This window comes from Staphylococcus sp. HMSC055C03 (assembly GCF_001809385.1).
GTDB lineage: Bacteria > Bacillota > Bacilli > Staphylococcales > Staphylococcaceae > Staphylococcus > Staphylococcus simulans.
The window spans coordinates 54620-73517 of the sequence record NZ_KV797483.1; the positions used below are offsets into that span (position 1 = coordinate 54620).

Sequence of the window (18898 nt, forward strand, 5' to 3'; positions counted from 1 at the left end):
TTACTCTTAAATAATCTTACATAAAGTCTGCAAATTGATCTCTGTAGCGCATGTGCAGAATCGAACCTACAAAGAATATAAATACGACAATAAATACGTTGTAAAGTGCTAATTGCCAATGATCAATAAAATACCAGTTATGATACAGTACTGCTGCACGGTATGATTCTGCGATGAAATAAATCGGATTCAACATCAGAATCTTTTGTACAATCGAACCTGGCTTAGCGACCCATAAAATTGGTGATGCATAGAATAATACACGCATTAACGCTTGCATCATCATTTGTGTATCACGAATTAATACACCTAGAGTCGAAGTTAAGATTGCGACAGCACTTGTAGCAATGTACGCAAATGGTACGTATAAGAATAACTGAATAATATGTATCGTCGGATAAATACCTGAAGCGATACAGAAAATAATAATAATCCCGAGTAATGCTAAATGTCCATATAATTTTGCAGTTACGGTATACGTCGGAATAATCGATAACGGGAAATTCATTTTCGCCACTTGATTATATTTCGATACAATCGAGCGTGTCCCATCTAATATTCCTTGGTTGATAAAGAACCACATACTGATACCGACAAGCATCCAGAAGATGAAGGGTATCCCATCAACCGGTGCGTTTGTACGAATCCCGAATCCGAACACGAACCAGTAGACTAAAATTTGGATAAGCGGGTTAATTAACTCCCACGCCATACCTAAGTAGTTATTATGGTTAGCAATTTTCAACTCAAATTGTGCTAACCTGTGGATCAAATAAAATCCTTTAATATGTTCTTTCAGAACAGTTATTAATGCTCCCATGTTCAAACCACGCTTTCAAACGATTTGCGCATTTCATTACATATGCTTATGTAATTTTTTCTCTATGCTTGAAATATATCCATCTCAACATTATACGTAATTATAATATAGAATGGAATAATTTTCATTACTAATGGCAAAGAAATGACTTTAACGACGAAAATAATGACCAATTCTTCAAGAAATGGTAAAATTTATAGCGTTGAAGAATTCATATGCGTTTTGACCGCTCGGCATCGCAATATGTACTATAATAGAGTAAATAGAGGTTAAGGAAGAGGTTATACAATGAAAGATGTATCTGTAAAGATGGATAATATTACAAAAGAATATCGTATCTATCGTAATAACAAAGAACGAATCAAAGATGCGCTCATTCCTAATCATAAGAACAAAACATTTTACGCGTTAAAAGATGTCTCAATGACAGCGTATAAAGGTGATATTATCGGTTTAGTCGGCATCAACGGTTCAGGCAAATCAACCCTCAGCAATATTATCGGCGGATCTTTATCCAACACTGCAGGTTCAATTGAGAAAAATGGTGAAGTCAGTGTTATTGCGATCAATGCAGGGCTTAACGCACAATTGACAGGATTAGAAAATATTGAATTTAAAATGTTGTGCATGGGCTTTACACGTAAAGAAATTAAAAAGCTCACACCTAAAATCGTTGAATTCAGTGAACTGGGAGAGTTTATTTACCAACCCGTTAAAAAGTATTCAAGTGGTATGCGTGCTAAACTTGGTTTCTCTATCAACGTCACGATTGATCCAGATATTTTAGTGATTGACGAAGCGTTGTCTGTCGGAGACCAAACATTCACGCAAAAATCATTAGACAAAATCCACGAATTTAAAGAAGCAGGCAAAACGATTTTCTTCGTCAGCCATAACATCGGCCAAGTCCGTCAATTCTGTACAAAAATCGCTTGGATTGAAGGCGGACGCTTGAAACAATTCGGCGAAGTTGAGGAAGTATTGCCTAAGTACGAACAATTCCTTAAAGACTTTAAAAAGAAATCTAAAGCAGACCAAAAAGCTTTCCGTAAAAACTTAGACGAAGAAAGATTTGTAATGAAATAAACAATTGAAGCTGTAAAAGAAATCGCAGTATAAACTGCTTTTTCTTTTCCTCTTCTACTTCACTCTTTTAAAGCGATGTTGATATTTCTGAATCTTTTTACTTAAAAAACTTTAAGCAAACCTCTTTAAATCAAAGAAAAAAAGTATTATCATTAAGTACAAGTGTATTAACAACAGGCAAAATAATATTGCACACTTGATTAATGTCGGATGCTCTCATACAATGACATTTTGATACAAGTAATCATTTCAATAGTCTTGCTGCACACTTCATTTTCTTTAAAGTGAAGGTGTATCAAAATATTGAAATCTAATCAGCCTGAACTTCAATATGTCATATCATTTCTCAAGTAAGCAGGTGATTGATATAGCTAAACAAAATAAGACACAAGCATTTGCGAACCTTGTCCGTGCGTATCGTAAAGAACACATCGGTAAAGGTCCCGAACAAATCAAAGTGTTTTTCAAAGATAACTGGGCGGTTGCCCATATGACAGGAAGCCTAAGTAAAGTTGAAAACTTCTATTTGCGTAATACTCAAAGTAAGGAATTCGAAAGAATGCTTAAATTTGGACGTACAGAAGAAATTAAACAACTTTACAACCAACATCCACCTACAGAAATGGAAGAATTGGTAGGTGCGAAATTTGTAAAACTATTTACAGATGTTAATTTAGAAGATGATGAAGTCATTTCAATATTCGTGTTCGATCGCAATATTGAATCGTAATAGAATATATTAGGATTGGTGTAAGGTACTCGGTGCTGTTTACTAACCTACTTTGAAACTCGTAAAGACTTTTCAAGGAGGTGATGCATGTAAACAGGAGCGAGTTTTTTTAATTCCCTATAACATTAAATTGAACTTACCTTATTAAACAACCATTCATTTCTATAAAAATTTTCAATACGCTACACTCACCACTATAGTAGTCTATTGAAACCAGCCCAATTATAACAATGTGCTTTACGTATAAGAAAACAGCCCATTCTATACGCACAAAGCTGATACAACAGCAATTCTCTTGCAACCTCCTGTTTTATAATGTTTGATTGAAAAAGCTAATCATAAACATTGCAAGATGCTGTCATAGCTACACAATAACCCTAACAACAACCGGTAAGTTCAAATTAAGTGCCAAATAGTAATCAGTATGCCTATAACAGCAATTGATGGTTAAAATAATTCTGCGTTAAAATTTAAAACGCGCTAAGTATTGAAATAAGGTAACAATGCATATATTCTGCTGATTGAATTCCCACAATTCATCACCGCCAGCAGTGCCCTCAACTTTCTTATGCTTCACGTTACTATTTCAAACTTACAACACAACCCTTACTCAAATAAAACAGAGTTTAAGTCGCTCTGAATGATAATCATCGATCAAACGCACACCTGTTATATGGAAATGAGCCCAAACAAAATGTTTAAACTCAATCTTGAAAATCACACGACGATTCAGAACGTGATTAACCCTGCATTCTGAATCCTACCCTCATTAATAAAAATGTCAAAAAACCTGTGTTCAATTAAGCTCCCTCAACTACTTAATTGAAACACATGAAACTATAAAATAATAACCCTTAAAAATAAAACGCATTGCAGCTACCCTTTCTACTGCAATGCGTATTTTTTATATTCAATTATCGTTTTAAACTTACTCTACTGAGTTTAAAACATCTCTTTCTGCTTTTAATTGTTCGATGAAGTCTTTCACATCTACGCTAGTTTCTTCAGAAGCACCGCGTTTTCTTACCGCAACTGTACCATTTTCTACTTCGTTATCTCCCACAACAAGTGTATATGGTACTTTTCTTAAGTGTGCTTGACGGATTTTATAACCCATTTTTTCGTCTGAAAGATCTAGATCTACTCTGAAGCCTTCAGCTTTCAATTGACGTTTCAAGTCTTTTACCGCATCTAAATGCAAGTCTGCATTGACAGGAATCACTTCTAATTGTACAGGTGCTAACCATAATGGTAAGTTTCCGCCAAAGTGTTCAAGTAAGATACCGATAAAACGATCGCTTGAACCATAAATTGCACGGTGGATAACCACTGGACGTTCTTTTTCTCCGTCTTTATTAACGAAAGTTAAATCGAATTTTTCAGGCATTTGGAAATCTAGTTGTACAGTACCGCATTGGTGACTACGTCCTAATGCATCTTTGATATGGATATCAATTTTAGGACCATAGAACGCGCCGTCTTTTTCATTGACTGTATATTCAAAACCATGTTGATTCAATACATTTTCTAATGATTGTTCAGCGAAATCCCAAAGTTCGATTTCACCCATAAAGTCATCTGGACGAGTAGAAAGTTCAATACTGTAATCGAAGCCGAAGACACTATAAACTTTATGAATCAAACCTAAGACATCTAAGATTTCTGATTCGATTTGGTCACGACGTACAAAGATATGTGCATCATCTTGGTTGAATGTTCTTACACGGAATAAACCATTTAAAGAACCGCTTAATTCATGACGGTGGACTTGACCGAATTCAGCCATACGAATTGGCAAGTCACGATAAGAATGTAAATGATTTTTGTAAATCAACATATGTCCAGGACAGTTCATTGGTTTTAATGCATAAGTTTGTTCATCTACTTCAGTGAAGTACATATTGTCTTGGTAGTGATCCCAGTGACCACTGTTTTTCCATAAAGTTTCATCCATGATAAATGGAGTATAGACTTCTTCATAATCCGCTTCAAACTGTAATTGTCTCAACATATTTTGTAATTCCAAACGAATCACTTGGCCGTTATGCGCATAGAATGGCATACCTGGTGCAAATTCTGAGAATGAGAAGATATCTAATTCTTTACCTAAACGACGATGGTTCACTTGTTCATATTTATCAATAAACGCTTGATGGTCTTCTAAGGCTTTCGCATCTGCGAATGCAAAACCAGATACACGTTGTAATGCTTCGTTGTTCACATCACGTAACCAGTTAGTTGCGGATACTGCTTGTAAACTGAAGTGTTTCACTTTAGATAAATTGTGTACTAAAGGTTGGTCGATAACTGCTGCGTAATCTCCATGCACTGCAACTTTCACAGGCTCTGAGGCTTGTTCAATATGATGTTGCATAAAAGCATTTTCATTAAATTGGTCTAATGCGTCTAATTTTGATAATTCACGAACTTCAATTGGATGATTGGCGCTTACTGCTTTTTGAATGTCTTTAGAAACTTTTTCTAAATCCGCTGCTTTCAAGTTTTCTTCAGGTTTGAAGTCTACAAAGAATTGTTCTTTGTTTACACCGAATCCCGCAACTTTTGCACCGTGTTTTTCTAGGACTTCACCTGCTAAATAACCTAAAGTATAACGAATGGCTTCTAACCCTTTTTCATCTTCATATGTCAAGAATTCAACTTGGCAATCTTCTCCGATGTATTCGTTCAAACCATAAAATGTGCCATCCACATTCGCAACCGCAACTTTTTTCGCAAAAGAACTGCCGATTTGTTGCGCAACTTGGTAAAGTGTTGTGCCTTGTGCCACCTCCAATTTGCGTTGATCTGGTAAAGTAACGATAACTTGTTCTGCCATAATTATTGCCTCCTTAAATTCTAATGGTTGATTTTATTCAATAAAAAAACTGCACTTATCCTCTGATAACAGGGACGAGTGCAGTTTATGCTCGTGGTACCACCCACATTCGAAACAAGTCATTAAACAAGACTTCAATTGGAGTTGCTCTCCTAGAAGTCTCAACTTGCTTCCTCATTAGAATGGCGTAACATGCCATTAGTCGGTATGCTTTCACATACATCTCAAAAGGAGTAAAACACAGTTTAAGTAATTAGAAAGCTTCCAGCCGCTGACTTTCTATCTCTGACTTAAATCTTGTATTTCATATCTTTTTCATCGAATCCGTTTTTAAATTAAGTACATTGTATCGTAACGATTACGATTCTGCAATATATTTTTTATAAGTTCATCATTTTGTAAAACTTGAAAACGTTTTATTCTTTAAATCATTTCCTCATTATTTTATTTAATGGCTTACCTTTTGCGAGCTCATCTACGATCTTATCTAAATAGCGAATTTCCTGCATTAAAGGTGCTTCAATGTTTTCAACACGAATGCCGCAAATGACACCCGTAATTAACTTGCGGTTCGGATTTAAGTCAGGTGCTTGCGCAAAGAAATCTTCAAACGGTACTCGCTCATCTAATACTTGTTGTAAACCTGCTTCATCATATCCTGTTAACCAAGTGATTACTTCATGCAATTCATCTTTTGTACGCCCTTTTTTCTCAACCTTTGTCACATAATGCGGATAAACACTTGCGAATGCCATATCATAAATTTTATGTCTTGCCACGCATGTCACTCCTCTGCTTGTATTTATTTCTATTATACCCCTTCTTTTGATGGCATGTTGATGCCGTTATCAAACACATCTTTTGGCACAATTTTAGTAAATACAACTACTATCATGACGAAAACTAATCCTGTAATCAGAAATACAAGCGTGTAATTGAAACCAAGAATAAAGCTGAAGAACATAATACTTAAAGGTTTGGTGAATTGACTGAGCGCAAAGCTGACAGAGAAGACCCTTGCTTTATAACTTTCCTCGATACGTTTTTGGAAGTAGATTTGAAGTGGAATATTACTGTATTGTGCGCTGAAACCTAATACAATATAAACGCCAATTAACGCTAACACCCCAGCTAAATTTCCCATTGCCATCATCGTAATCAATGCCAACGCAAAGAAAATCATCGCAATCGTGTAGCTCGATCCAATTAAATATAAACGTAAATTTTGTTTAGGCGGGAAAATCGCAAGAATGATACTGCCTAACGCCATGCTGATTGTTAAAGAAGCCTCTATCCATCCAAATGCACTTGAAGATACATGCATCTTTTGAATGGCTAATATTGAAATGCCAATCGGTATCGCATACAAAATAATATTAATCACTGCCAAATAAACCACCATCGTCGCTAAATCCTTTTTAGCCCATATGTAGTGAAAACCTTTTTTGAAATTATTGATGAAAGCTTGGTTCTCTTTTTCCACATGTCTGTTTAAAGGTATAAATGCTATCGTCAACATGGCGAGTGATTCAGTCACTAAAATCACATATCCCATTTGTTCAATAGAAAGGAATCCTACCACAATACCGCCGATTACTGGCGCTAAGAATGATGTGGCCATAATTACAATATTCCTTAAAGACACAAAGCGCTCTAATTGCTCCCCTGTTATCTTCGCTAAATTAGATTCAATGATTAAACCTACTGGCACATCAGTCGCAGTAAGCATCATCATTAAAATAACCAGTGCCCATAAATGATTTTGATACCCCACTAAAAACACAGTGATGGATAGCACGCTTAATAATTGCGCAATGAAGATTATCTTTCGATTACTTTTATAATCGGCTAGGTTCCCCATAATTGGACCTAACACAATTTGAACTACAGCCATCATACCTATAACAAAACCGTATAATGCACCATTGCTTGTTTCTCTTAAAATATAAAACGAACAAGCAAAGAAAAAGATTTCCGAACCAAAGGTCGAAACTAAATCGAAAATCAATAATAGAATCCCTTTTTCATGTTGTCACCTCTTGATGTTTGTTGTTTATGCTCTTAAAGAAATGATTGTCACAAATCATGTCTCAATCATGCTTATCAAGACACTTCATATGTGAATGATACAATATTACTTTATTTTTCTAAATATTCAATACACATTATGTAGATATCATATTTTGTTCATAAAAAAGCCTGCTCTAACTTTCCTGTATTGTTAGAGAAGGCTCATTTAAATATTATTTACGCTTCAAACGTTTACGGAAAACTTTGGATACAAATCTAGGTAATCTGCGCATTCTTGCCATACGTTTCCAGTCTGTAATTAAGCGGTAAAACCATTCAAGATTCGTTTTACGGAAGAATAGAGGTGCACGCTTTTTTGTACCGCTATAAATCTCAATGGATCCGCCGACACCCATCAGTAATGTATGTTGAAGGCGATGACGGTGTTGTTTAATCCATTGTTCTTGTTTAGGATAACCCATACCGACAAAAACATAATCTGGATTAAATTTACTTACTTTACGAACCACTTGTTCATCTTTTAAATCAATATAACCGTGATGTGCATCGAAAGTCACATGAGGATATCGATGTTGTAGCTCTTGTTTGGCTTTTGCGACTACAGCTTCAGATGCACCTAATAAGAAGACACGCTGATGATAACGCTCAGCAATTTCTAAACACTTTGCCATAAATTCGATACCTGGCACACGTTCTTTTAACGGGGTATCTAATATTCTGCCTGCTTGAATAATCCCTGATCCATCTGGAATGATATAATCTGCTTCACTGATTAAATCATAATAACTTCGATTATCTAATGCGTAATCTACAATTTCAGGATTTGCAGTCACAACAAACATGTTATCAGTTGTATCTGTTTCTCTAAAATGCATGACCGCTTCTTTCATCTCGTCCATTGTGACGTTATCAAATTGAACAGACAAAATATCTACTTTATTCTGTTTATGCTTATGTTGAATACTCATCGCTTCAAACTCCTAACTTGCACCTCTGATTAATAAAAGTTCATTTCATCTTATTATACACGCCAGTTGAATTGATTGCATTCCTCACTATAAGTGGTAATCTGAATTTATTATGAGAATCAAAGAGGTTAGATACTATGACAAGTGAAAAAGACAAAATGTTGAGCGGCCAGCTCTATGACTCAAGAGACCCTGAATTAGTAAAGGAACGTCATAAAGCACGCCACGCAACAAAAGCAATCAACAATGCCTTTTCTATTAAAGAACGTATGCATTTATTCCGCCAAAGTGTAGGGGCTTGCGGTGAAGAAGTCTTCATTGAGCCAGATATCCACTTTGACTATGGTTATAACATTACAATTGGAGACCATTTCTATGCGAACTTTAATGCGACGATGTTAGATGTCGCAAAAATTACGATTGGCAATCACGTACTCTTAGGTCCGAACGTTCAGTTGATTACCGCAACTCACCCTTTAAATCCTAAAACACGTGCCGCTGGATTAGAGTTAGGCTACCCTATAACAATCGGTAATCATGTTTGGATCGGCGCAGGTGCGATTATTTTGCCAGGTATTACCATTGGCGATAATGTTGTTGTCGGCGCAGGCAGCGTCGTCACTAAAGATGTACCCGCAAATCAAGTTGTCGCAGGTAATCCAGCACGTTACATCAAAGATGTGCCGAATGATTAAAATAGGTCCGAAGACGCAAGACGTAAATGCTAAAAATTCATACAATGAAGATAAATCATAAGTTGAGGTCATGTATCTCAACTTTTTCTAATTCAAGAAGAGGTTAAATTATGCAGTTGATTAAAGATATTCTAAGCACTTCTATGACACTCCATTTATATTGGGTAGTATTAATCGCTATTGCTTATCTATTTGTGCATCGCAATCGTCATAAACCAAGTTTTGCGATTCTAGACATTATATTAAATTACATTCCGGTACTGACACATGAATTCGGTCATATTCTATTTAACAAAATCAGTGGCGGTCATACAGAGGATTTAGTGATTGTTACTTCTCCTAGAGAACGTATACAGACCTCGCGACAAGGCTTTGCGGTCACCAGAGCTAGAAGTAGAGTGACGATGATAATTACGACACTTGGTGGTTATATGATGCCTCCGTTGATGTTGGCAGTCGGGCTCTTTGCGGGTTATTATCATTATCCTTCACTCTTCGTATTCAGCTATCTAGCTATCTTTATTTATTTTGTGCTGATTACTTCAAGAAAAGGTATCCCTATTTTACTCACGCTCTTATTAGGTGTCATGATTTATGGTTTAGTTCAAAACGGTCAACCTGAATTCATTGTCATTATCTTATCATTGATTTACCACTTTATTTTAGGTGTGCTGTTCGGAGAGTTGCTACAATCGACTTGGACGATTATTACTTTGACTTTTACGAAACATGTTATCGACTGGGATGGTTTAGCTTTACGTCAATTAACCGGCATCCCTGTCGTAATTTTCAGTTTGTTATGGATTGCCTTTAACGTTTATATCGTGTACGCTATTATCACTATTCTACTTTTACAGAATTAAGGTGATAAAAATGGTAAAGCTTCGTCCAGCAACACAAGTCGATTTATCTTTATTTACAAAAGTTTATAATCAAGCCATCGCTGCACGTAACATCACAGCAGATATTGATGAAATGACAGAACAAGAAATGGCACACGTCTTTGATAAACACGATGCCATGCGTCCATTGTTTACAGTATACGATGAAGAAATGCGCCCAATTGGTTTTGCGAGTCTGAATTACTTTTACGGCAGACCTGCTTATGATGAAACTGCAGAAGTCAGTATCTATTTGGATCAACAGATTAGTGGGAAAAGTATTGGTACTAAAGTGATGCAACGTCTAGAACAAGAAGCCAAAGCGTTAGGGATTCGCTTCTTAACTGGCTATGTTTTCGCACAAAACATACCATGTAATAAATTATTTGAAAAACAAGGCTACGTTCTTTGGGGAGAAATGCCGCAAATCGCACACATCGATAATCAACGCTTAGACTTAAATATTTGGGGCAAACAAATTTAATAGAGATGAATAGATGAACAAAAGAAGCTTTGCGACACCGCAAAGCTTCTTTATTTTACTATTTTATATAAAACATCTTACCTTTTCGCAGTAAATTGATTTGAGGCAACTTCGTTAATAACAAGCGATACCTAAAGAGACACCGCCTATCACATCAGTTAAAAAGTGTGCGTGAAAGTACATTCTTGAAAATAAAATACTTGCCCATAACACTGAAAGCAAACCAGCAATTGTCACTTGAATTGCATGATGTTTCACTTTCGGTAAAAACACCGCAAATATAATGATCACAATCAGCGTACTAGATAATGAATGCCCGCTTGGAAAAGAAAAACCTGTGTCTGCTAACAAATGGTCATACGGACGATGGCGATGAATGACATCCTTAAAAATAATTCCTAAGATACCTCCTGAAGCCACTGTGCCTAACAACCATAAACTTAACACATAGTAACGCTTGAATAATAAAATAATCGCAATGACAATAGACATCACTACAAAGGTTAAAACATCTCCATATGTAGCCAGTGCATTCATATAATCATTAAGAAAACCATGACCAAACTGCATTTTCGGTTCACCAAACGTTTGAATAAACCATCGTAATGTCGTTTGATCCATATATCGTAAAAAATCTAACTTTAAATAATTCCCAATCATTATAAACAAAAAGATCAGTAAGCTGACAACTAACACTATTTTTTCTGATTGATGTGCTGTATTCTCCTTCATCCTTATACCTCTTTTATCTTTTTTATTATTATATGACGATTTTTTGAATTATCCATAGGTACAAAGAATGATATACATCTCATTAATTAGAACGACAAAAAAGACGTAATCTAAATAGATTACGCCAATGATGAACCACTCTGATTCCTATTCTATTTATACGTCCGCTAATTCCCCAAAAATATGTGCCGCGTTTTCATAACTTAAAATAATTAATGGGTCATCCCCTTTTTGAATAGCAATAACTTCGTTAGTATCATCACGAGATATCACCGTCACCGCATCCCCGATTGAAATAAATTTACTAGAAAGATAAATTAATAATTTCGTACGGTCTCGTACACGACGAATCACGATTTGATCTCCTGCTTGGAATGTTTTTAAGGATTCATTGTAAATTTCTTCAAATTTACCATCTCTTGGGATGATACCGCCATGTGGGCATGTTGTCGGATAATTCAACAATGAGTCTAAACGTTCGACAAACAAATCAGACACTCTATGTTCAAGCACTTCTGCTTCTTGGTGCACTTCTTCCCAGTTGTATTTCAATATCTCGATTAAGAAAAGTTCTAATAAGCGATGACGCTTAATAATTTCTAATGTATGGTTGAAACCTTCTTCGGATAATTTGACACCCTTATAAGGTTTGGTAGTTACATAGCCCGCTTTTTCTAAACGATTGACCATCTCACTCACGGATGGGGGTTTAATATTTAAGTATTGAGAAAGTTTTTTATTTGTAACGAATGAAGTTGCGCCGCCATTATTCAAAATCGCTTTGAGGTAATCTTCTTTTTCTTCCGTTAACATCTTGTCACCGTTCCTTCCATCCAGATTCACTTTATTGTATCACGAAAAGACTTGACACGCGAAAATTCATGTCTTATGATGAAATAAATTAGGTTACCCTAAAAATTCTTTTAGGAGGTGTGATATTGTTAGAAATTGAGAATTTGGATTTGTATTTAGGCAATAAGCATGTCTTGCGAAACATCAACTTGTCTATTCCTGTTCACGGTGAAATTATCGGTATTATGGGTCCGAACGGTGCAGGAAAATCCTCATTAATCAAAGCGTTAATCGGAGAGTTTAAATCACAAGGTGTCCAATTGTTGAACAATCAACCAGTCGAATCACAACTTAAGAACATCACATACATACCGCAAAAAGCCTACTTAGATTTAGATTTTCCAATTGATGTTGAAAACGTCGTACTATCAGGCGCTTATAAAGAGATTGGGTGGTTTAAACGCCCTTCTGCACAAATTAAACAACGCTTAACTCAATTATTAGAAGAAATGGAATTAACACATTTACGTAAACGCCAAATTTCTCAATTAAGCGGTGGACAGCTGCAACGTGTATTAGTTGCACGCGCCTTGATGTCGACGAGCGAACTTTACTTATTAGACGAACCTTTTGTAGGAATTGATTTTACGAGTGAACAATTAATTATGCGTAAAATAGAAGGCTTAAAGGCCGAAGGCAAATTAATTTTAATCGTGCATCATGATCTATCAAAAGCAACTACTTATTTCGATCGTGTCATTCTGCTCAATCAAACTTTACGTTATTTCGGACCAAGCGAAGAAGCAATGACCACAGAACGATTAAACGAGACATTCATGAATCAACCACAGCGCCATTAAAGAATTAGAAAGAGAGTCAAAATTATGTACGAATTTATACAACAACTCACACAATATCAATTTTTAAACCGCGCTCTGATTATTTCCATTTGTGTCGGCATTGTGTGCGGAACAGTCGGCAGCCTGATTGTTTTAAGAGGGTTGTCACTCATGGGTGATGCGATGAGCCATGCTGTATTGCCTGGGGTTGCACTATCATTCCTCTTCAAAATTCCGATGTTTGTCGGAGCTTTAGTTACTGGAATGCTAGCCAGTCTATTCATCGGTTTTATTTCTGAACGAAGTAAAACTAAACAAGACGCAGCCATCGGCATCAGCTTCACAGCATTCTTAGCTACCGGAGTTATTATTATCAGCTTGATCAATAGTACGACGAACTTGTATCATATTCTATTCGGTAATTTGCTAGCGATTACCAATAGTGCATACTGGTCGACTATTGTGGTCAGCATAATAGTACTCTTGCTTATCATCATTTTTTACCGCCCATTAATGATTTCTACTTTCGATCCAACCTTTAGTAGAATGAGCGGTTTAAACACAACAGCCATCCACTACTTTGTGATGCTGCTCTTGTCACTTGTGACAGTTGCAAGCATTCAAACTGTGGGTATTATACTCGTTGTTGCACTGTTGATTACACCCGCTTCAGCAGCTTTTCTCATCACCAAGAAATTATGGTCTATGATGATTGTAGCCAGTCTGATCAGTGTAATCAGTTCAATAATCGGTATGTATTTCAGCTACATTTATAACATCCCTAGTGGTGCAACAATTGTCTTGTGTGCGTTTGCTATTTATGTCGGTACATTTATCTATTCTAAATTGACTCTCAAAATCAAAAAAGGAGTTACATCATGAAAAAATTAGTACCATTATTAGCTATCATGTTATTACTGTTAGCAGCATGCGGCGGAGGCAAAGATTCAAACTCAACAGCCTCTGATAATCATAAACTTAAAATCGTCACAACCAATTCAATACTATATGACATGGCCGACAACGTAGTCGGGGACCATGCGGATATACATAGCATAGTTCCTATCGGCCAAGATCCTCATGAATATGAGGTCAAACCTAAAGACATCAAAGCCTTAACAGACGCAGATATCATCCTTTATAACGGATTGAATCTGGAGACAGGTAATGGTTGGTTTAAAAATGCTTTAGACCAAGCTGGCAAAACAACTAAAGATGATAGTGTCGTACGCGTTTCTAAAGATGTAAAACCAATTTACCTGAACGGTGCTGAAGGCGATGAGACAAAACAAGATCCTCACGCTTGGTTAAGTCTAGAGAACGGCATCAAATATGTAAAAACAATTCAGCAAGCTGCAATCAATCATGATAAAGCACACAAAGCAGACTACGAAAAACGAGGTGATGCTTATATCAACAAGCTTGAAAAGTTAAATAAAGACAGTCACGACAAGTTCGATGACATTCCTAAAGATCAACGCGCTATGATCACAAGTGAAGGCGCATTTAAATATTTCTCAAAACAATATAGCATCACTCCCGGCTATATTTGGGAAATTAACACTGAAAAACAAGGAACACCTGAACAAATGAAACAAGCAATTAAATTCGTTAAAGATCACAACTTGAAAAATCTATTAGTCGAAACAAGTGTCGATCATAAAAGCATGAAGAGCTTGAGTGAAGAAACAGGCGTTCCAATTTCAGGAGAAGTCTACACAGACTCTATTGGCAAAAAAGGCAGTAAAGGAGATTCCTACTACAAAATGATGGAATCTAACATTGAAACCGTTCATCAAAGCATGAAGTAAACAATTTATCCTTTCAATTAGCGGAAAAAGACCTCCTAGTATGTCCATTCCATTTCCGCTAATCCATAAATAATCTATCCTAAACATAAATAAGCTGTGGTCTTTCCTCCCACTGGACCACACACCACTTTAAGAAAATCGGTGCTTGCGATGACATCGATTTTCGAAGCGACAGTTCCCCTCAAGAGCTGTCGCTTTTTTGTGTTTAATTCACTCAATCTTTCATCACAAGATCACATCTTCACCCTTTTAAATATAAACAACAAAAAATTTAGTCATTTATTATATTTCTTTAAATATCTTCAATTGTTTATCTACAAAATATTTATAAATTTCCTTTACTTTTAGAAAAACTAAAGTTATGATTAATTTAGTTATTCATGGAGGGATACCCAAGTCTGGTTTAAGGGGGTTAATATTTATTTATTAATTAGGAGCACGTCAGTGCTTGCGTTGGTTCGAATCCTTCTCCCTCCGCTTAGTTTTAAACAATATTGATATCGGTTGATAAGTTAACAATTGCGGTTACTTAATCAATCGATTTTTTTGTGTATATCCAATCAATATTAAAAAATTCTATATGAAAGTAGGTCTTTTTTTGAATTTTTCTAAGTTAAACATTCAAGAATTTGAAAATTTTGTTAATGAAAATGCATCACATTATACCCAATCATCCTCACATTTCAATTATCAAAATGAGCATCAAAATAATGTACATTTAGTCGGCGTAAAAAATGAAACAGGTGATGTATTAGCTGCTTGTTTACTGACTGAGGCACGTTGTTTAAAGTTCTTTAAATATTTCTATACACATCGCGGTCCAGTCATGAACTTTAAAGACCATGAGTTAGTCAGATTTTTTTATGAAAACTTAACGACATATCTAAAAAAGCATAACTGCTTATATGTTTTAACTGATCCTTACCTGTTAGAAAATATTCGAAGTTGTGACGGAGAAATCCTTGAATCTTATGATAACGAAACTTTTATGAATGTGATGAATTTATTAGGTTACCGTCATCAAGGGTTTACTACAGGTTATTCTCAAACAAGTCAGATCAGATGGTTGTCTGTCTTAAACCTAGAAAACAAAGATGAAAAACAATTGTTAAAAGAAATGGATTATCAAACACGCCGTAATATTAAGAAAACCTATGAAATGCAGGTGAAAGTCCGTGATTTATCAATTGATGAAACAGATCGATTTTTTAAATTATTTAAAATGGCTGAAGAAAAACACGGCTTCAAATTTAGAGATCAAAGCTATTTTGAAAGAATGCAGAAAACATACGCTGATAACAGTATGTTAAAGCTGGCTTACATCGATTTAGAAGAATTATTAGAGGCACAAAATGCGAAAGTCGCTGAGTTAAATACAGATATTGAAAATGTTCAAGCGGCATTAAAAGAAAACCCTAATTCTAAGAAAAACAAAAATAAATATGCGCAATACCAAAAGCAATTAGCAGCACAAGAACGAAAAATTACTGAAACGAAAAAATTGATAGAAACAGATGGACCTGTATTAGACTTAGCTGCAGCTTACTATATCTATAACCCTCATGAAGTTTACTACCTATCCAGCGGTTCAAACCCTAAATACAATGCCTATATGGGTGCGTACAGACTCCAATGGGAAATGATTCAATTTGCGAAAAATAAAGGTATTGATCGCTATAATTTTTACGGTATTACAGGAGATTTCAGTGAAGATGCTGAAGATTTCGGTGTTCAAAAATTCAAAGAAGGCTTTAATGCCCATGTTGAAGAATATGTCGGCGACTTTATTAAACCGATTAAACCTTTCTTTTACAAGATTTATCAATTGTTAAATAGATAAAAGTTAACTATTCTCAACTATCTAACAATTTATAATAGTTCTTTCTTTTATCTTACTATATGAAAAAGCACAGCCTGTTTGTTATGCAGGCTGTGCTCTATTTATAATTATGTTAAACGGTCCACTAAGACCATTTCATCATAGTTAATCGCTTCACGTAATTTTAAAGCTGTTTTTTCACTGATTTCTTCATCTTCGACCAATTCATTCAAAATATGTCGTTGTTCACGTAAAGCATTGAGCTTGATTCTAGCTACATTATTACGATGACCCGTTTTATTTGAGAAGATATTAGCCGCTGTCAGATTATCTGAACGCATTAAATAACTATCACAAATTGTGCCGATTTCTAATTTGTTATCAGTATTAGCTTCTTTTTTTAATCGTTTGACTACATTGTAGTGAACGATACGCATAATATTCGAAATTTCTTTTAAGTTCTGTTGCACATCTAATGAGGAAGATGCGTTTGTTTGTACACGCACACGACGTCTTAAAATAGCTACTTTAATGCGCATAATAATTCTGCGAATCAATGAAGCTTGACGATACACTTGTGTACGTTCGGCATAGCGCATATAGTTATCAAAATCACTTTGTGTAATTCTGCCTTCTTTCACGAGCTCGTTTAATGTTTCTGTCTCTGTATCAATCGCAATCCCTTGTAAGCGTTCAAGTTCTCTAGAGTTTTCATCATCATCGTCAATCACTTTCATAAAAGCAATACGATCATGATAAATTTTAATGACATTACCATAATTGAATGAAGTTTCAGGCGTCGCATGTCTTCTTAAGTAGTCAATTGTCTGTTCAAGAATATAGATACGAGCTTCTCTGAAACTCATTCCTTCCACTTCGACTTTCTTCATGACTGGTGTAATTAACGGTAATAAAACTTGAGCAATTACCAAACTTAATACCACCATACCTGCAGAAATAAAGAGTAAGTCATTACGATAAACAAATGATGTATGTTCTCCAAGCATATAAGGAAACGTCAAAGCAATGGCTAATGAAATCGTTCCATGTACCCCGCATAAAGTCATAATCATTGCGTATTTACTACGTTTAGGTTTCGTTTCTCCTTGTTCTTTATTCTCACCATCATTCATTGCGCGTTGGAATGGACTGACCGGTAAGTAGAAATACGGATATAAAACATACACCCATAAGAAACGAAATACATATACCGCTAAGGCAATCAAACCTGTAATTCCAAGTAAGAAGACTAGGTTCTGTGGCTCTGTTTTAATAATGTTTTTAACAGTTTCAGGTACAATATAGCCTAAAATTACGAATACAAAGCCATTTAATACATAACTCAATAAGTTCCATGTTTGTGTATAACTCAATTTCAACTGGTTACTGATTTGATTAATCCGATCACGCTCAAAACCATGAACTAGTCCTGAAATCACTGCCGCGATAATACCTGAAGCATGGAAGACTTCTGCCGCAAGATATGACACAAATGGTGTCAATAACTGAATGAATACAAACATATTATTGCTTTCTACACCTTTACGTGCTAATACAATGCGTAAACGAACTAAGATAATACCGACAAGCAGACCAATAACTAAACCGCCGATTGAAGTAATTAAGAACTGACCAATCGCATCCGTAATAGAAAATGCGCCTGTAATCAGTGCTGCGACAGCAATTTTGAATGAAATGATACCTGCCGCATCATTTAACAATGACTCCCCTTCTAAGATTGTCATAGAACCTTTTGGTAGAATTTTCCCTTTCGTAATTGCCGACACAGCTACCGCATCTGTCGGACATAAAACAGCAGCTAACGCAAAGCCGGCTGGCATGGGTAAGCTTGGCCATACCCAATGAATAAAGAACCCTACCCCTATGACTGTTGTAAATACTAAACCTAACGCCATCATCATTACTGGTTTTATGTAGCGCTTCAAACTCACACGCGATACATTAACACCTTCAATGAATAGTAAAGGTGCGATCAACGCAACCATAAAAACTTCTGTATCAAATCTAAAGTTTACCGGAATTGGTGTTAAAAAGATCAGCGCTCCTAAAATGATTTGGATAAACGCTAGTGGTACTTTAGGGAGAAATAATGAATGGATTAATGAACTTAAAATAATTGCTGCTATAAAGACCAAAAGACCTTCAATAATTTCCACAGCGTCACCTCTTTCTTTGTTGTATATACTTCATATATCTTTCTTCAGTATCATTGAAGATTCCGACCATATATCAAGTGTCTATGTTTAATAATACTATAATCAATTGTGTGAAATCTATTCTAAAAACTTCATCATCTTATAGATATTGCGATGATTCATCTACCTTAGAGAAGAAGCCTTATATACCTGTTTAA

Annotated in this window: 17 protein-coding genes and 1 pseudogene; 10 read left to right on the top strand and 8 right to left on the bottom strand. The window is 35.6% G+C overall.

Features of this window, described 5'->3' with window-relative positions; genetic code table 11:
* Positions 1-16: 16 nt before the first annotated feature.
* Positions 17-820 carry an ABC transporter permease gene (locus HMPREF2603_RS03725; protein ID WP_023015447.1) on the bottom strand — a complete coding sequence of 268 codons (804 nt, stop codon included), beginning with the start codon at positions 818-820 and terminating at the stop codon, positions 17-19.
* A gap of 288 nt (positions 821-1108) precedes the next feature.
* On the opposite strand from HMPREF2603_RS03725, the gene tagH reads away from it, so the two are divergent.
* Positions 1109-1906: a teichoic acids export ABC transporter ATP-binding subunit TagH gene (tagH, locus tag HMPREF2603_RS03730; protein WP_002481421.1), complete on the top strand. Its 798-nt coding sequence runs from the start codon at positions 1109-1111 to the stop codon at positions 1904-1906.
* Positions 1907-2264: 358 nt separating this feature from the next.
* Positions 2265-2636 carry a Na-translocating system protein MpsC family protein gene (locus HMPREF2603_RS03735; RefSeq protein ID WP_023015448.1) on the top strand — a complete coding sequence of 124 codons (372 nt, stop codon included), beginning with the start codon at positions 2265-2267 and terminating at the stop codon, positions 2634-2636.
* A 928-nt stretch (positions 2637-3564) separates the two neighbouring features.
* On the opposite strand, the gene thrS is transcribed toward HMPREF2603_RS03735, so the two are convergent.
* The 4 genes from thrS to tarA form a co-directional block, all read right to left on the bottom strand.
* Positions 3565-5472: a threonine--tRNA ligase gene (gene thrS / locus HMPREF2603_RS03740; RefSeq protein ID WP_060803716.1), complete on the bottom strand. Its 1908-nt coding sequence runs from the start codon at positions 5470-5472 to the stop codon at positions 3565-3567.
* A gap of 428 nt (positions 5473-5900) precedes the next feature.
* Positions 5901-6251 carry a DUF2200 domain-containing protein gene (locus HMPREF2603_RS03745; protein WP_023015450.1) on the bottom strand — a complete coding sequence of 117 codons (351 nt, stop codon included), beginning with the start codon at positions 6249-6251 and terminating at the stop codon, positions 5901-5903.
* A gap of 32 nt (positions 6252-6283) precedes the next feature.
* Positions 6284-7480, bottom strand: coding sequence for an MFS transporter (locus tag HMPREF2603_RS03750; RefSeq protein ID WP_060803717.1), 1197 nt, complete (start codon positions 7478-7480; stop codon positions 6284-6286).
* 235 nt (positions 7481-7715) lie between these two features.
* Complete coding sequence (tarA, locus tag HMPREF2603_RS03755; RefSeq protein WP_060803718.1) at positions 7716-8471, bottom strand: N-acetylglucosaminyldiphosphoundecaprenol N-acetyl-beta-D-mannosaminyltransferase TarA; 756 nt, start codon at positions 8469-8471, stop codon at positions 7716-7718.
* A 137-nt stretch (positions 8472-8608) separates the two neighbouring features.
* Here tarA and HMPREF2603_RS03760 point away from each other — a divergent pair, with 137 nt between their 5' ends.
* From HMPREF2603_RS03760 to HMPREF2603_RS03770, 3 genes are all read left to right on the top strand, one after another.
* Positions 8609-9166: a sugar O-acetyltransferase gene (locus HMPREF2603_RS03760; protein ID WP_023015453.1), complete on the top strand. Its 558-nt coding sequence runs from the start codon at positions 8609-8611 to the stop codon at positions 9164-9166.
* 110 nt (positions 9167-9276) lie between these two features.
* Positions 9277-10029 (top strand): M50 family metallopeptidase, encoded by a 753-nt coding sequence (locus HMPREF2603_RS03765; RefSeq protein WP_057510155.1) that lies wholly within the window; start codon positions 9277-9279, stop codon positions 10027-10029.
* Between the two features lie 10 nt (positions 10030-10039).
* Positions 10040-10531: a GNAT family N-acetyltransferase gene (locus tag HMPREF2603_RS03770; RefSeq protein ID WP_070501939.1), complete on the top strand. Its 492-nt coding sequence runs from the start codon at positions 10040-10042 to the stop codon at positions 10529-10531.
* 114 nt (positions 10532-10645) lie between these two features.
* Here HMPREF2603_RS03770 and HMPREF2603_RS03775 read toward each other — a convergent pair whose 3' ends face one another.
* Both HMPREF2603_RS03775 and HMPREF2603_RS03780 read right to left on the bottom strand, forming a co-directional pair.
* A complete protein-coding gene (locus tag HMPREF2603_RS03775; protein WP_257243693.1) occupies positions 10646-11263 on the bottom strand; it encodes a phosphatase PAP2 family protein in 618 nt (205 codons plus the stop codon).
* Positions 11264-11419: 156 nt separating this feature from the next.
* The gene (locus HMPREF2603_RS03780; RefSeq protein ID WP_002481410.1) at positions 11420-12076 is read right to left on the bottom strand and encodes a metal-dependent transcriptional regulator; all 657 of its coding nucleotides are present in this window, start codon (positions 12074-12076) and stop codon (positions 11420-11422) included.
* A 125-nt stretch (positions 12077-12201) separates the two neighbouring features.
* On the opposite strand from HMPREF2603_RS03780, the gene HMPREF2603_RS03785 reads away from it, so the two are divergent.
* The 5 genes and pseudogenes from HMPREF2603_RS03785 (at position 12202) to lif (ending at position 16545) form a co-directional block, all read left to right on the top strand.
* Positions 12202-12915 carry a metal ABC transporter ATP-binding protein gene (locus HMPREF2603_RS03785; protein ID WP_023015455.1) on the top strand — a complete coding sequence of 238 codons (714 nt, stop codon included), beginning with the start codon at positions 12202-12204 and terminating at the stop codon, positions 12913-12915.
* Between the two features lie 24 nt (positions 12916-12939).
* Complete coding sequence (locus HMPREF2603_RS03790; RefSeq protein ID WP_002481408.1) at positions 12940-13776, top strand: metal ABC transporter permease; 837 nt, start codon at positions 12940-12942, stop codon at positions 13774-13776.
* Complete coding sequence (gene mntC / locus HMPREF2603_RS03795; RefSeq protein ID WP_002481407.1) at positions 13773-14705, top strand: manganese ABC transporter substrate-binding lipoprotein MntC; 933 nt, start codon at positions 13773-13775, stop codon at positions 14703-14705. The genes HMPREF2603_RS03790 and mntC overlap by 4 nt, the downstream gene beginning before the upstream one ends.
* Positions 14706-15087: 382 nt before the next feature.
* Positions 15088-15182: pseudogene (locus tag HMPREF2603_RS13330) on the top strand.
* 121 nt (positions 15183-15303) lie between these two features.
* Complete coding sequence (lif, locus tag HMPREF2603_RS03800; RefSeq protein WP_142351472.1) at positions 15304-16545, top strand: lysostaphin resistance FemAB family serine transferase Lif; 1242 nt, start codon at positions 15304-15306, stop codon at positions 16543-16545.
* A gap of 107 nt (positions 16546-16652) precedes the next feature.
* Here lif and HMPREF2603_RS03805 read toward each other — a convergent pair whose 3' ends face one another.
* The gene (locus tag HMPREF2603_RS03805) at positions 16653-18701 is read right to left on the bottom strand and encodes a cation:proton antiporter (RefSeq protein WP_060803720.1); all 2049 of its coding nucleotides are present in this window, start codon (positions 18699-18701) and stop codon (positions 16653-16655) included.
* Between the last annotated feature and the right edge of the window lie 197 nt (positions 18702-18898).